12 protein-coding genes are annotated in these 15084 nt (G+C 65.0%); 6 read left to right on the top strand and 6 right to left on the bottom strand.

The window, feature by feature from the left end; translation table 11 throughout:
• A partial coding sequence (locus tag ASN89_RS04855; RefSeq protein ID WP_082654400.1) for an MFS transporter occupies positions 1 to 884 on the bottom strand: 884 nt, incomplete at its 3' end.
• A 121-nt stretch (positions 885 to 1005) separates the two neighbouring features.
• On the opposite strand from ASN89_RS04855, the gene ASN89_RS04850 reads away from it, so the two are divergent.
• Entirely contained in the window at positions 1006 to 1527 is a 522-nt protein-coding gene (locus ASN89_RS04850; protein ID WP_058048453.1) for a MarR family winged helix-turn-helix transcriptional regulator, read from the top strand.
• Here the strand turns inward: ASN89_RS04850 and ASN89_RS04845 are convergent.
• Positions 1524 to 2129, bottom strand: a complete 606-nt coding sequence (locus ASN89_RS04845; protein WP_058048452.1) for a hypothetical protein — start codon at positions 2127 to 2129, stop codon at positions 1524 to 1526. The genes ASN89_RS04850 and ASN89_RS04845 overlap by 4 nt on opposite strands.
• A gap of 89 nt (positions 2130 to 2218) precedes the next feature.
• On the opposite strand from ASN89_RS04845, the gene thiL reads away from it, so the two are divergent.
• Entirely contained in the window at positions 2219 to 3199 is a 981-nt protein-coding gene (gene thiL / locus ASN89_RS04840; RefSeq protein WP_058048451.1) for a thiamine-phosphate kinase, read from the top strand.
• A gap of 6 nt (positions 3200 to 3205) precedes the next feature.
• On the opposite strand, the gene ASN89_RS04835 is transcribed toward thiL, so the two are convergent.
• Genes ASN89_RS04835 through ASN89_RS04825 form a run of 3 tightly spaced genes read right to left on the bottom strand, consistent with a single transcriptional unit; the run spans position 3206 to position 8442 of the window.
• Positions 3206 to 5797, bottom strand: coding sequence for an EAL domain-containing protein (locus ASN89_RS04835; protein ID WP_058048450.1), 2592 nt, complete (start codon positions 5795 to 5797; stop codon positions 3206 to 3208).
• Positions 5794 to 7824: an ATP-binding protein gene (locus tag ASN89_RS04830; protein ID WP_046684367.1), complete on the bottom strand. Its 2031-nt coding sequence runs from the start codon at positions 7822 to 7824 to the stop codon at positions 5794 to 5796. Before ASN89_RS04830 ends, ASN89_RS04835 begins: the two co-directional genes overlap by 4 nt.
• Entirely contained in the window at positions 7825 to 8442 is a 618-nt protein-coding gene (locus ASN89_RS04825) for a YfiR family protein (protein ID WP_160309299.1), read from the bottom strand.
• Between the two features lie 222 nt (positions 8443 to 8664).
• Here ASN89_RS04825 and ASN89_RS04820 point away from each other — a divergent pair, with 222 nt between their 5' ends.
• Complete coding sequence (locus ASN89_RS04820; RefSeq protein WP_058048448.1) at positions 8665 to 9147, top strand: CinA family protein; 483 nt, start codon at positions 8665 to 8667, stop codon at positions 9145 to 9147.
• Here the strand turns inward: ASN89_RS04820 and ASN89_RS04815 are convergent.
• Entirely contained in the window at positions 9137 to 10909 is a 1773-nt protein-coding gene (locus ASN89_RS04815) for a sensor domain-containing diguanylate cyclase (RefSeq protein ID WP_235501851.1), read from the bottom strand. The genes ASN89_RS04820 and ASN89_RS04815 overlap by 11 nt on opposite strands.
• Positions 10910 to 11101: 192 nt before the next feature.
• Here ASN89_RS04815 and ASN89_RS04810 point away from each other — a divergent pair, with 192 nt between their 5' ends.
• The 3 genes from ASN89_RS04810 to ASN89_RS04800 all read left to right on the top strand — a co-directional run bounded on the left by ASN89_RS04810 (position 11102) and on the right by ASN89_RS04800 (position 15081).
• A complete protein-coding gene (locus ASN89_RS04810) occupies positions 11102 to 11830 on the top strand; it encodes a hypothetical protein (RefSeq protein ID WP_046684371.1) in 729 nt (242 codons plus the stop codon).
• The gene (locus ASN89_RS04805; RefSeq protein WP_058048446.1) at positions 11831 to 12172 is read left to right on the top strand and encodes a hypothetical protein; all 342 of its coding nucleotides are present in this window, start codon (positions 11831 to 11833) and stop codon (positions 12170 to 12172) included.
• 89 nt (positions 12173 to 12261) lie between these two features.
• Positions 12262 to 15081, top strand: coding sequence for a M16 family metallopeptidase (locus tag ASN89_RS04800; RefSeq protein WP_058048445.1), 2820 nt, complete (start codon positions 12262 to 12264; stop codon positions 15079 to 15081).
• Positions 15082 to 15084: the final 3 nt, after the last annotated feature.

Here is a 15084-nt window from a genome sequence, read left to right as displayed (position 1 = left end):
ACAATCAGGCAAGCCAGGCCGCCCAGCACGGACAGCAGGACGGCCAGCAACAGGATGCGGCGGTCGGGAAAGCGGTGGATGACGCTGGAAATCACCAGTCCCGCCAGCACTTCCACGAGGGTCAGGCCACCGAGCAGCAAGCCGCTGTCGGCCGCGCTCCAGCCCAGCTCCGTGTAAAACGGCGGCAGCCAGGCCAGCACCAGCGTATAGGCGCCCGTGCCGATGCCGAAAAACACCATCAGCAGCCAGGCGCGGCCACTGCCCACGGGCAGGCTGGCGCCCGCGCCGCCGGCCACGTCCACGCGCGCGGCCGATGCGCGCCGCCACAGCAGCGCGGCGGCCACGGCCGGCAACGCCCACAGGGCCAGCAGCGCCTGCCAGCCCAGCGATTGGGCCAAGGGTGAGGCGGACGCGGCGGCAATGGCGGCGCCGCCCATGATGCCCGTCGTGTAAAAGCCCATCAACTGGCCTGCCCGCTCGGGGAAATGGCGCTTGATGAAGGCGGGCAGCAGCGTCTGCACCAGCGCGATGCCCAGGCCGCCCAGAGCCGCCGTGGCGATCAGGCCGCCGCTGCCATGCAAAGGCCAGCGCAGCGCGCAGGCGGCAGCGATGATGGCGATGCCCAGCGAGATGCCGCGCGCCACGCCCAGGCGGCGCTGCAGCTGCGCACCCGCCAGTGCGCACACGCCCATGGCGAACACGGGCACGGTGGTCAGCAAGCCCGCATCGGCATTGCTGAGGCCCGTGCCGGCCTGAATGCTGTCAAGCAAGGGGCCGATGGCGGCCAGGATAGGCCGCAGGTTCAGCCCCAGCAGAATGATGGCGGCCACCAGCAGGGCCGAAGACGTTGAAGAAGGGGATACGGCAGGTCGGGCGGAAGGCATGGGATAGTCCTTGCCTCGCTGGGAGGCACATGGTTTAATGCGTCATCAAATATGACTCGATGAAAAGTATCTTAACATAAAGATAGAAATCTATCTTGAGGTCAAGATAAATGGATAGCCCATGACAACTACCCCGCAAGAACACACGCGCGCGCAATTTGCCGCCGCACAATGGCAACGCGAGCTGCCGCAGATGGATACGCGCGCCATGCAGCTGGTGGGCCAGCTGGGCACGGTGGCGCAACTGATGGCGCGCGACTGGCTCAATCCGCTGTTCGCCGAACACGGCTTGCAGCCGGGCGAATTCGACGTGCTGGCGACATTGCGCCGCTCGGGCGCGCCCTACAGCCTGACGCCGACGGCCCTGTACGAAGCGGCCATGCTGTCCTCGGGCGGCATGACCAACCGCATCGACCGGCTGGAAGCGGCCGGCCTGATCGAACGCCAGAAGCACCCGACGGACCGGCGCGGCGTGCTGGTGGCGCTGACACAAAAGGGATTGGAACTGATAGAAAAACTGGTGCTGCTGCACGTGGAGAACGAGCGCGCCATGCTGTCGGCGCTCGGCGCCGACGAGCAGCGCCAGCTCGACCAGTTGCTGGCCAAGCTGCTGCACGGCATGGCGCAGGCAAAGAAAGCCTAGGCGAGCAGACTCGCCAGTTCGCGCAGCGCCGCATTGCCGCGCCGGGCCAGGCGCTGCAGTTCGGCAGGGTCGCGGCTGTCGTAGATGGCCTGGACATGGCCCACGCTGGCCGCGCGCAAGTCGATATCGCTGTCGCGGTCCGGAAGCTGGGCGTCGGCCACGTGGCCCTCGACCAGGGTCAGATAGTAATGACGGGGCTTGCCGCGCAAGTTGGCGGCGAACTGCAGCACCAGGCCATTGTCGAACAGCAAGGCGCCGCTGCGGCCACCCTGCTCGAGCAGTACGCGACACGCCGGCAAGGGCTGCCGCGCCGCGCGCAGGAAACCGGCCAGGTGCACCTGATAGCCGAGTTCCAGGCCATTCGCGCCCAGCTGGCCGCGCTGCAGATACACCTTGAACGACGCGGGCACGGGACGGCCGGCGCGGCGGAACAGGCGCGCATCTTCATACAGGCACAGCTGGTTGCCGTCGCTGATGGCGTCGAAGCCGCGCGCCGCCAGCTCCTGCGCCTCGAAGGTGCTCAAGCCGACGGCTTGCGGGTCGCGCAGCCAGCCGTGATCGAGCCAGGATTGCAACAGAACGTGAATATCGGGGATGGGCATGGCAAGCGGATCGGCAGTGGCAAAGGCGCCTATTGTATGCCAGCCTATAATAGCCGGGCCACACCCTCACTCAACGAACTGACCACGCCATGGCCCCACACGACGCGCTTTCCGAATTCGACCTGATCAAACAATATTTCGTGCGCCAGCGCCCCGGCCGCGCCACCCTGGGCATCGGCGACGATTGTGCGCTGATTACGCCCGGCGCCGGCAAGCAGATCGCCATCTCGTCGGACATGCTGGTCGAGGACCGGCATTTCTTTGCCGGCGCCGACGCCCGCATGCTCGGTCACAAAAGCCTGGCCGTGAATTTGTCCGACCTGGCCGCCATGGGTGCGCGTCCCTTGGCCTTTACGTTGGCCCTGGCCCTGCCGCAAGCGGAGCGCGCCTGGCTGGCCGGCTTTGCCGACGGCCTGTTTGCGCTGGCCGATGCCTTCGGCTGCGAATTGATCGGCGGCGACACCACCAAGGGCCCTTTGAATATCTGCATCACCGTGTTCGGCGAACTGGCGCCGGGCCAGGCCCTGCGCCGCGGCGCGGCCGTGGCGGGCGATGATATCTGGGTCAGCGGCACCTTGGGCGACGCTCGCCTGGCGCTGGCCGGCTATCGGATGGAGCAGGAATTGTCGCCAGAAGACCTGCTGACGGCCGCCGCGCGCATGCACACGCCGACGCCGCGCGTGGCGCTCGGCTGCGCGCTGGCCGAAGCGGGCCTGGCGCATGCTGCCATCGACATCTCGGACGGCCTGGTGGGAGATTTGGGCCACATCTTGAAAGCGTCGCAGGTGGGGGCCACCCTCGACGTCGACGCCTTGCCGGCCGGCCCCGTGCTGGCGCAGCAGGAAACAGGCCTGCGCCGCCGCTACACGGCCGCCGGCGGCGACGATTATGAATTGTGCTTCACGGCGCCGGCATCGTCGCGCGATGCCATCGCCGCCCTGGCGGCAAGCTGCGGCACACAAGTCACGCGCGTGGGCAGCATCGAGGCCAAAGCAGGCTTGCGGCTGGTGGATGCAAAAGGATTGCCGCTCGATCTGCAGCTGTCTTCCTTCGACCATTTCAGCGCATAAGGACGGCTAGCGCACCGCCGCCACCCGCGCCAGCCCCGGCTGGTTCACCATCCAGTAGTGTTGAAAAGCCAGGCGGATGTTGTCGCGCAGCTGGGTGTCGTCCCACGGTTTCGTATAGAAACGGTAGATGGCGCCCCGGTTGATCGAGTCGAGCACGGCTTCCAGGCCCGTGTAGCCGGACAGGATGATGCGGATGGTTTCCGGGTACAGTTCTTTGACTTTACTGAGGAATTCCGTGCCGCTCATGCTCGGCATGCGCTGGTCGCAGACGATCACGTGCACTCTGTGCAGCGCCAGCATTTCAAAGCCTTCGGCCGGCGTGCTGGCCGTAAGAATTTGATAGCCCTCGGGACGGAACAGGCGGTGCAATGACGACAGCACGTTGACGTCGTCGTCGACGATGAGCAGCGTCTGCGCCGGCTGGGCGGCCGGGTCGTGGCCGGGCGGCAGGCCGGCGCCGGCGACGATCATCTGCCCCAGTTCCAGCGCCGGCAGGGCGCGGCTGAAATAAAAGCCCTGGATTTCATCGCAGCGGTTGCGCCGCAGGTATTCGAGCTGCGGGCGCGACTCCACGCCCTCGGCAACGACGCTCAGTTTCAGGCTGTGCGCCATGCTGACGATGGCCAGCGCGATGGCCGCGTCGTTCGGGTTGCTGGTGATGTTGCGCACGAAGGCGATGTCGATTTTCAGCTTGTCGATGGGGAAGCGCTGCAGATACGCGAGGCTCGAATAGCCGGTGCCGAAATCGTCGATGGCCACCTTCACGCCGATTTTCTTCAATTTTCCCAGCACGACGATGGTGCGCTCGGCGTTCGACATCAGCGCCGTTTCCGTCAGCTCCAGTTCCAGCAATTCCGGCGCCACGCCATGCAGCGCCAGCGCGCGCGTCACTTCGCCTTCCAGGTCGCCTTCGGCAAACTGGCGGCTCGATACATTGACGGCCACGTGCACGGGTCCCACTTCGCTGTCGCGCCACTCGGCGATCTGGCGGCAGGCGGCCTGGATCACCCAGGCGCCCACGCGCACGATCAGGCCCGTGTCTTCCAGCACGGGCACGAATTCGGCCGGCGCCACCAGGCCGTAGCCGGGACGGCGCCAGCGCAGCAGCGCTTCCACGCCGCTGATGCGGCCCGTGCGCAAATCCACCTTGGGCTGGTAGTACAGGATGAATTGATCGTGTTCGAGCGCATGGCGCAGCGCCAGTTCCAGGTCCAGGCGCGCCAGCACCTGCACGTTCATGCCGGCCGTGAAAAAGCGGTAGCCGTCGCGGCCCGCCTGCTTGGCCCCGCCCATGGCCGTATTCGCGTATTTGATCAAGGTTTCCGGGTCGGTGGCGTCGTCCGGATACATGGCGATGCCGATGCTGGCCGTCAGAGTGGCCGCGTGGCCGCGCAAGTCGAATGGCGCGCGCAGCGCTTCGCGCACCTGGTTGGCCACGGCCACGGCTTCCTGCTGGTTGCGGCTCATGGTCAGTATCAGCGCGAATTCGTCGTTGCCCAGGCGCCCCACCGTGTCGCGCAGGCGCACGCATTCGACCAGGCGGTTGCTGAACTGGCGCAGCAATTCGTCGCCCAGCGCCGCGCCCAGGGTGTCGTTGATGCTTTTAAAACGGTCGAGCGCGATGAACAGCACCACGATGCGCCAGCTTTTCTCTTGCGCCAGTTCGACGGCCTGGGCCAGCGTCTGGTAGAACAGGCTGCGGTTCGGCAGCCCCGTCAAGCCATCGTAATGGGCCAGGTGCTTCAGGCGCTCCTGCGCCTGGCGCCGCTCGCTGATGTCGCGCGCCACGGCGATCAGCAGCAGGCCGCCCGCGCCAGGGGTACCAGGATAGCCGCCCGCCACGGGCGCCTGCGCATACCAGTGCCAACCCAGCTCCACGGGGATCAGGCTCAGGTCACGCCGCACCAGTTCGCACTCCGTCACTTCCGTGGCCAGGTGGGCCGGGCCGCCCGGCAGCGCGGCCAGCGGCGGGGCCGGCGGCGATGGCAGCAAGGTGCCGGGCGCCAGGGCCAGCAGTTCGGTGCGCGCATAGCCAAGCAAACGGCAAGCGCCGTCGTTGACGTCGACCAGGGTCATGCCCAGCACGTCGACGAGGAAGATGGCGTCCGTGGTGGCGTCCATGGCGCCGCGAAAGCGCTGCAGTTCGGCCGTGCGCTGGCCCACCGTGCGTTCGAGCAGGGTGTTGTAATGGCGCGCGGCGCGGTGCAGCAGCCGCACTTCGAGCATGTTGCGGATGCGCGTGAGCACCTCGAGCGCGTCGAAGGGCTTGCTGATGAAGTCGCGCGCGCCCGCTTCCAGCGCCGCCAGCTTGGCGTCCGGGTCGGCCGCGATCACCAGCACGGGCAGATAGCCTTCCAGCTCCAGCGGACGCAGGGCATCCATCACCTCGTAGCCGCTCATGCCGGGCATCACCAGGTCGAGGATGATCAGGTCGAACTGGTGGTGCTGGTGCAGGCCGGCCACGGCGCGCGCATCAAGGGTGCTGGTGATGGCCGTGTAGCCGCCGCTTTGCAGCAAATGCTCGAGCAGGCGCAGATTGACTTCCTGGTCGTCGACGATGAGAATTTTCGCCGCATAGATATCGGCCTGGCTGATCATGGCGCGCCTGTTCCCTTCTGCCGGCGCTGCTGCGCCACATAGGCCAGGGTGCTGTTGATCGCCTCGGTAAATTCATCGAGGTTGATCGGCTTGGTCAGATAGCGGTAAAAGCCCAGCGCCAGGCTGCGCTCGACATCGCCCGGCATGGCGTTGGCCGTCAGGGCGATGACGGGGATGTGCGCCGTGCGCGGATCGGCGCGCAGCAGTTTCAGCGCATCCGTGCCATTCACGTTCGGCAGATTGATGTCCATCAGGATCAGTTGCGGCAGGTGTGTGCGCGCCATTTCCACGCCAAGGCGGCCATCCGTGGCCGTCAGCAGCTGCAATTGGGGGCAGTAGCGCACGATTTCCTCGACCAGGGTCAGGTTGGCGGGATTGTCTTCCACGTACAGCAAGGTCACGGGGGCGCTGTGATCGAGCAGCGCCCCGGCCAGGTCAGGCCGCGGCAAGGCGGGTGCCGCTGGAATGGGCAAGGCATCGACCACGCGCAGCTCGATCCAGAAGGTGCTGCCCTCGCCGGGCGCGCTGGTCACGCCGATGCTGCCATCCATCAGTTCCACCAGGCGCTTGGTGACCACCAGGCCGATGCCGCTGCCTTCCTCCGTGCCGCCCTCCTGCCCCAGCCGGTTGAAAGGTTGGAACAGCAGCGCCACCTGTTCGCCGTCGAGACCCACGCCCGTGTCGCGCACGCTGATGCGTACCCGCCCTCCCGCCTGCGGCGCGCAATCGATGGCCACCTGCCCCCGCTCGCGGTTGTACTTGAGCGCATTCGACAGCAGGTTCAACAGAATTTGCTTGAGGCGCGTGCGGTCGGCCAGCACGTTCAGCGGGCAGGCGTCGGGAAAGGTCATGCCGATGCCGCGCTGGCTGGCCAGCGGCGCGATCATGTCGCGGCATTCCTGCAAGATGGCGTCCAGGCCCACGGGTTCGAGCGACAGGCTGACCGTGCCCGATTCCACCTTCGCCAGGTCGAGGATTTCATTGATGAGTGTCAGCAGGTGGCGCCCCGATTTCAGGATATGCCCGGCGAATTCCTTCTTTTGCTCCAGGGTCGACGGCAGTCGGTCGGAACTGAGGATTTGCGCGAAGCCCAGGATGGCGTTCAACGGCGTGCGCAATTCATGGCTCATCGACGACAAAAACGCCGACTTGGCGTAGTTGGCGCTGCGCGCCTCTTCCATCGCCATGGCCAGTTCGCCATTCGTCATTTCCAGCTGCATCGTGCGTTCGTGCACGCGCACTTCCAGTTCCTGGTTCAGGCGCATGACTTCCTGCTGCGCCTCGGTGCGCTGCTCGCCCTCGCGCGCCAGCTCGCCGTTCGAGCGCTCCAGCGCCTGCGTGCGCAGCTCGATCTCGGCCAGCATCTTGTTGAAGGAATCGACCAGCTGCGCCACTTCGTCGACGCTGAGCTTGCGCGCGCGGCGCGAGTAATCGCCCGTCTCGATCACTTCGCGGGCCACGTCGGCGATATCGAGGATGGGCTGGGTGATGACGAAATCGAGGCGGCGCAGCAGCAGCAAGGCCACCAGCAGCGCCAGCACCGTCACGCCCAGCGCGATGGCCAGGTAATCGGCCGTGCGGCCTGCCAGCTCGTAATCGGCGCGCAGATACACGGTGCCCAGCAATTCGCCATTGTCGACGATGGGCTTGAACAATTCGACGGATTTGCCCGCGATGCTGACGCCTTCTTTGCCCGCCTTCGCCGGCAGCTCGCCCACGTGCTGATGCGCGCGGTAGCTGGCAAACAGGCTGCCGTCGGCCTTGTACAGGGCGCCGGCCGTCACGCGCGGACGAATGCGCATCAAATTGAGGTTTTCCAGCGCCAGGCGCTCGTCGTCGAAGGCCAGCGCGGCCGAACTCATGTGCCCAAGCAGCTCGGCCTGGGTACTGATGTCGGCCACCAGGTTGCGGTGGTAGGCGCGCAAGTCGTAGACGACGATGGTGCCCAGGGAAATGACGAGCGCCACCAGGGTGGTCAGCAAGACCACCGACATCAGCTTGTGGCGGATGGAACGCAGTCGTATCATCTAGGCGCCCCCCGTCTGCACGCGGTAGGCGGCCAGCAGCATGCGCGCGCTGATGCGGATATGCGCCTGCGCCACGGGTTTCAAGGCCACGTCGAAGCGGACCTTGTCTTCGGCCATCACAAAATTGATCATGCTGCCCATCGCGTAGACCTCATCCGAATCGGATACCGTCAGCAACGCCAGGCCACGGCTGGCGGCCAGCATTTCCTGCAGCGCCGTTTTCTCCAGCGCCCCCAGGTACAGCACGTGCAGCCCGGCCAGCGCTTCGCCGCGGCGCACTTTTTTCACTTGCACGACGCGGCCGTTGACGCTATGCCCGGCCACGCTCTGCTCGAGCTGCTCGGCCAGCGCATCGGCGCCCGCCACGCCGATCACCAGCGGCGATTCGGGCCGGGCAAAGCTGCCGTCGGGCCATTCGACATAGCCGGCAAACTTGTACAGATACCCGGCCTTGACCTGGCGTTCCAGTTCCCCCGGCACCTGCGATCGCGCATCGGCGCACAGCACGCCAAAAAGCAGCAATAGCCAGCCCCAGCGCAGGGAGCGGCAAGCGGCGCCGCGCGCGGGGCGGCGCAAGGGGCCAGGATGACGCCACCAGGTCCAGTTCAGAATTGCCATGACAACCGAGTAAAGATAATGCATACGAAGGCGCGGCACCATGCCGCTTGCCTGTTCGAGCGATGCGCACCCGGGTAGCGCAGCGACAGAGCGCCTGCCAGCCCGAAGTGGTAGCAAATGTATAAAAGAGTGTACGCATTTTCGCTGGTACCGGGGAAAGTTTCTTTTACCGTGGCCCATGCTACAGTCTCGCCACCATTTTCAACGCATGCAGGAGTCATCATGAGCAAGGAACTCGTCCCTCTCTCCACCGCCGTCGGCCTGGCCTTGCAGGCGAAAGGCCTGCTGCTGGCCACGGCCGAATCGTGCACGGGCGGCGGCGTGGCGCAGGCCGTCACCGATATCCCGGGCTCGAGCGCCTGGTTCGAGCGGGGCTTCGTCACCTATTCCAACGGGGCCAAGAGCAGCATGCTGGGCGTGCCCGCCGAACTGATCGCCGCACACGGCGCCGTCAGCGAGGAAGTGGCCGCCGCCATGGCGCAAGGCACCCTGGCCCACAGCGACGCCCAGGTGGCGATCTCGACCACGGGCATCGCCGGCCCCACGGGCGGCGTACCGGGCAAGCCCGTCGGCACCGTCTGCTTCGGCTGGGCCATGGACGGACGCGTGCAGACACAGCGGCTGGTATTTTCGGGCGACCGCCAGGCCGTGCGCGAGCAGGCCGTGGCGCACGCGCTGCGCGAACTGCTGCGCTTTATTCAGTAGCGTCGGCGATGCAGGCGCGGTCGCGGCCCGCCTGCTTGGCCGCGTACAGCGCGCTGTCGGCGCGCATCAGCAATTCGTGGCGGCCGGCGCCGTGGCGCGGATATTCGGCGATGCCGGCCGAAAAGGTGCAGCCCGTCAAGCTGTGCGGCGCCTGCTGGATCAGCAGCTGGCGGTAGCGCGCGGCGATATCGTCGATCTTGTGCGCGGCGATGAGGCTGTCGGCTTCGCGCAACAGCAGACAGAATTCCTCGCCGCCATAACGGCACACCATATCGGTGCCGCGCAGCTGGCCTTCCACCAGGCGCGCGAACTGGATCAGCACTTCATCGCCAAAGTTATGCCCGTAGGTATCGTTGACGCGCTTGAAAAAATCCAGGTCGATGATGGCGATGGCCACGGGCGCATCCGCATCGGCCTCGTGCAGGATGGCGTTGAGGCAGGTTTCAAAGTGGCGGCGGTTGTACAGGCCCGTCAGGTGGTCGCGCATGGCCTGCTCCTTCAGGCTATCCTGCAGGGAATTGACGTGCAGGATCTGGTGCGCCAGTTCGCGGTTCAGGTGCTCGAGCTTGACGTTTTCCGATTCGCGCGCGGCCTGCAGTTCCAGCGCCTTGTCGCGCTCGGCTTTCAGGCTGTGCATTTCCTTTTCCAGGTTGCGCATCAGGCTGCGCGAGGCACGCGCCGACTTGCTGCTGGCCTCGTACGCGGCCTGGTATTGCTGCAAATAGCCATACGCGGCCTGCCATTCGCCCAGCTGGGCATTGATGTCGGCCAGCCCCCGCAGGATCTGCTGCTGGTGAAATGGATTGCGCGTCCAGCTCAGCAGGCTGTGCGCCTGCGTCAGAGACGCCAGCGCCTGCGCCGTCTGGCCCGCGTGCAAGTCCAGCTTGCCGCGCACCAGCCACGCATGCATCTGCTCTTCCAGGTCCTGGCCCCGGCGCGCGTACTCTTCCGCCCGCAACAGCAATTGCAAGGCACTGTCGGGCTGGCGCAGCAGGATGGCCGCATGGGCGGCGATGCAGAACAGAAAGGCGCGCACGGCCAGGTCTTCTTCCGGCCACTCGTAAAACGGTTCCACCAGCGCCAGCGCCTCGGCCGGCTTGCCCGTGGCCAGCAGGCACATGGCCAGGTTGGCCGAGACGATGGTTTGCTGGTATTTGAGCTTTTGCGTGCCGATGATCTCGAGCGCCTCGACCAGCAGGGGGATGGCGTCTTCATCGTTGCCCAGGTCGTGCTGCGACGACGCCAGGTTCGACAGGCTGTTGACGCGGTGCGCGGGACTGCCAAAACGCTCGGCGATGTCGAGCGCCAGCAGGAAATTGCGCGGACCGTCCTGCGTATCGCCACGGTTCAAGGCGTCGACGCCCAGGCGCGCGTACAGCATGAACTTGTGCAGGGAATCAGGTATCTGCGCGGCCTGGCTGCGCGCTTTCAGGAAATGCTGCTCGGCATCGGCAAAATCGCCGCGCCGGCTCGCATACGCGCCCTGCAGGGCCGCCACTTCCATGCCCCCTTCCAGGTCGCCGCTGTGCTGGAAATACGCGCCCAGCCGCTCGCATGACGGTTCGGCCTCGCCCGCGTAATACGCAAGCCAGCAATGATTGAGTTCCGCATACGCGCCGCCGCGTGCATACTGTTGTCGTTGCGCCGCCACCAGCGCCATCTGCGCCAGCCGGCGCGCCTGGCGGCGGTTGCCGACCAGGCAAGACAGGGCTTGCTGATTCAGACGGTCAATGTCGGCTTTATCGAGACTGGAGATCGGCACTGCGTCCTCGTTCACACTCTGGGGGTGCATTTTTCACACAAAACTTGCTCTGCATCAATGGTATCCTGATTAACATCATAACCAGATTCGCTGTTCCGCATGGCATATTTGCAAAGGATTGTGGTAAAAATGCCAGTCGCCGCTGTCACGGATCCTGGATTGTCACTGACGCAACAACTTGGAGTAGTCGCAATGCAAAACACGGTACATTTCATCCTGCAGGGCAAGGGCGGCATCGGCAAGACCCTCGTCTCGACCCTGCTGGCACAGTGGATAGGCGGCAAGGACGACACGCCTTTGCGCTGCTATGACACCGACCAGGAAAACGCGACTTTTTCGCGCTACAAGGCGATGAACGTCAAGCACGTGCCCGTGATGACGGATGCGCGCAACATCGACCCGAAACGCTTCGACGCGCTGATGATCGACATCCTCGACACGGACGGCAACTGCGTGGTCGACAATGGCGCCAACACCTTTTCGCCGCTGATGGGCTACCTGCTGGAAAACGACTGTTTTTCGCTGCTGGAAGAATCGGGCCGCAAGGTGTACATCCACACCATCGTCGGCGGCGGCGATACCTTGCATGACACGGCCACGGGTTTTGTTGCCACGGCCCAATCGACGAAAGTGCCGCTGGTGCTGTGGCAAAACGAACACTTCGGCCTGCTGCAATCGGCGTCCGGCAAGCAATTCGTCGAATCGCAGTCGTACAGCGACAACCGCGCCCGCGTCAAAGGCAGCATCACCTTGAGCCAGCGCAATCCCGACACCTTTGGCGCGGACGTCAAGAAAATGAACACGGCCCGCCTGACGATGCAGGAAGTGCTGCAGAACGACAAGTTCAACATCATGGAAAAGCAGCGCATCAAGGTCGTCTACCGCGACATCTTCGAACAGCTCGACAAGGTGCAATGGTAGATGGACCGGCACAAACTGCGCAGCCACGTGTTCGACAAGACGGGCATCAAGGTCGACGTCGACGACCCGATATTCGCCCTCGTGGCGCTGAACGAAGCCGTGCTGGCGGAAACCGTCGAGCGCCAGCTGGCCCTGCTCGATTCTGCCACGCAGGCGCTGGCGGCCCAGGCGCGCGCGGCGGGCGGCTTGCCTGCGGCCGTGCCCCAGCCTGCGCCGGAAGCGCCCTTGTCCGCCGCTTGGTTTTCTCCGCGCGAATGGCGCTTGCTGGGCGCGGCGGCCATCGTCTCCATCGCCTGCGCGCTGCTGGTACTGGGTGGCGCGGCCCTGCTGTATAAACTGTAGCACCGACCGTAGTACCGACCTTAGTAACGTCCCGTTGCGCCAGCCACGAGCGAGCCGCAGCGTTTTTCCACCCATCCCTGGAAGCATGCATGAAACCGATCAAACTGCTGGCCATTCCCGCCCTGTTGCTGTCGCTGTACGGCGCCCCGCTCACCCTCGCCCACGCCGCCGATGCGGCCGTCACGACGGGCGCCACGGCCGTGCCAAACATTGCCTACGAAAAATACACCTTGCCGAACGGCCTTGACGTCATTCTCGTGGAAGACCATAAATTGCCCGTCACGGCCGTCAACATCTGGTACCACGTGGGGCCGGCCAATGAAGCGCCGGGACTGACGGGCTTTGCGCATTTGTTCGAGCACATGATGTTTGCCGCCACCAAGCATGTGCCGCGCGGCATGGCCGACCAGTTGCTCGAAGGCGCGGGCGCCACCGATTCCAACGGCAGCACGGATTTCGATCGCACCAATTATTTCGACACGGTACCGTCGAACCAGCTGGAACTGGCCTTGTGGACGCATTCCGACCGCATGGGCTATCTGCTGGACGTGCTCGACCAGACGGCGCTGACGAACCAGCAGGACGTCGTGCGCAACGAGCGCCGCCAGAGCGTGGAAAATGCGCCCTACGGCATCGTGCAGGAAGCGCTGTACCACCAGTTGTTTCCCAAGACCCACCCGTATTACGCCAGCGTCATCGGTTCGCACGCGGATATCCAGAACTCGAAACTGGCCGACATCAAGGAATTCTTCAGCAAATACTATGGCCCCAACAACGCCAGCCTCGTGATCGCCGGCGACATCGACAAGGCGAAGACCAAGGAACTGGTCAACAAATACTTCGGCAGCTTCAAGAGCGGCCCGGCCGTGCCGAAACCCGATGTCGTGACGCCGCCCATCACGCAGGAACGCCGCATCGTGGTGCAGGACCGGGTGGAATTGCCACGCGTCTTCATGGCCTGGCTGACGCCATCCGCCTACACCAAGGATGACGCGGAACTGTCGATGGCCGCGCACATCCTGGCCGGCGGCAAGTCCAGCCGTTTATACAAGTCCCTCGTGTACGACAAGCAGATCGCCCAGGACGTGGGCGCCAGCCAGGGCTCGAACGCCCTCACCTCCATCTTCACCATCGACGCGACGGCGCGCCCGGGCCGCAAGCCCGAGGAAATCGAGCAAGCCTTGCAGGCGGAACTGGAGCAATTGCGCGCCCAGGGCCCAACCGAGAAAGAACTGGAGCGCGCGCGCAACAGCATCGAGACGAGCATGCTGAGCCAGGTGGAAAAAATGGGCGGCCACGGCGTGGCCAACTTGCTCAACGAATACAACCAGTACGTGGGCGATCCCGGTTACCTGGCCAAGGATATCGAGCGCTACCGCCAGGTGACGGCGGCCGGCGTGCAGCGCGCCGTCGACCAGTACCTGAAAGACCAGTCGCGCGTGGTCGTCTACGGCGTGCCCGGCACGCCGGACCTGGGCGCGGAAGTGCCGACGCCGGCGCCTGGCAAGGTCAAGCCTGCGCCTGGCACGGCCATCAATGCGGACGAGCCATGGCGCAATGCCGTGCCGAAGGCCGGCCCCGCGCCGAAGATTGTTTTACCGCAAGGAAAATCGTTCACCCTGGCGAACGGTTTGACCGTGATCCACCACTACAACGGGGCCGTGCCGCTCGTGTCCAGCCAGCTTGTGGTGAAAAGCGGCTCGGGCGCCAATCCGCTGGCGCAGCCGGGCTTGTCGAGCTTTACAGCGCAATTACTGCAGGAAGGCACGGTCACGCGCAGCGCGCCGCAGATTGCCGACGACGTGGCGCAGCTGGGCGCCCTGCTCAATACCGGCTCCGGCGTGGACGCGTCGTTCGCCCAGCTGACGTCGCTCAAAGCCACCTTCCCGCAAGCGCTCGACGTGCTGGCCGACGTGGTGCTGCACCCGCAATTCCCGCAGGAAGAAGTCGAGCGCCAGCGCGCCAGCCGCATCGGACAGCTGGCGCAGCAGCGCGAAAACGCGGGCGCGGTGGCGGCCCGCGTGGAAGCGGCGGCCCTGTATGGCCCGCAGCATCCGTATGGCTATATCCAGCTGGGCACGGAAGCGGCGCTGAAAGCGGCCAGCCGCGCCGACCTGCAAGGTTTCTGGCAGCAGCATTACCTGCCCAACAATGCGGCCCTGATCGTTTCGGGCGATATCGGCGAAGCGGAATTGAAGGCGCTGGCCGAAGCGAAGTTCGGCAGCTGGAAGCCAGGCTCGGTGGCACCGGCCGTGGCCGCCGCACCGCAGACGACAAAGGCCAAGCTGATTTTGGTCGACAAGCCGGGCGCGCCGCAAACGGCCGTGCGCCTGTCAACCATCGCCGTGCCGCGCGCCACGCCCGATTACGCGCCGCTGCAAGTGATGAACGCGGCGCTGGGCGGCTTGTTTACCAGCCGCCTGAACACCAACTTGCGTGAAGAAAAGGGCTACACGTATGGCGTGCGCTCGCAATTCCAGTACCGCAACCAGCCCGGGCCATTCTCGATTGCCGCCAGCGTGCGCACCGATGTAACGGGCCCGGCCGTATCGGAAACCGTCAGGGAAATCCGCGCCATGATCGCCAAGCCCTTGAGCAACAAGGAATTGGCGAATGCGCGCAACTCGCAAGTGCTGTCCTTGCCGGGCCAGTTCGACACGAATGCCAGTATCAGCGCCAGCATGGCCAACACGTACATCTACGGCCTGGGCCTCGACTACTACACGACCTTGCCGCAGCGCTTTGCCAGCGTGACGGACAAGCAGGTGCAGCAGGTGGCGAAAAAATACCTGCAGCCGGAAAAGCTGATCGTCATCGGCGTGGGCGACAAGGCGAAGATCGCCCCGCAATTGTCGAAGTTGAAATTGGCGCCCGTGGAATTGCGCGACGCCGAAGGTAACGTCAAGTAATCA

This window comes from Janthinobacterium sp. Ant5-2-1 (assembly GCF_001445815.1).
GTDB classification, from domain to species: Bacteria; Pseudomonadota; Gammaproteobacteria; order Burkholderiales; family Burkholderiaceae_D; genus Janthinobacterium; species Janthinobacterium lividum_E.
This window is presented reverse-complemented; position numbering and strand designations above follow the sequence as displayed.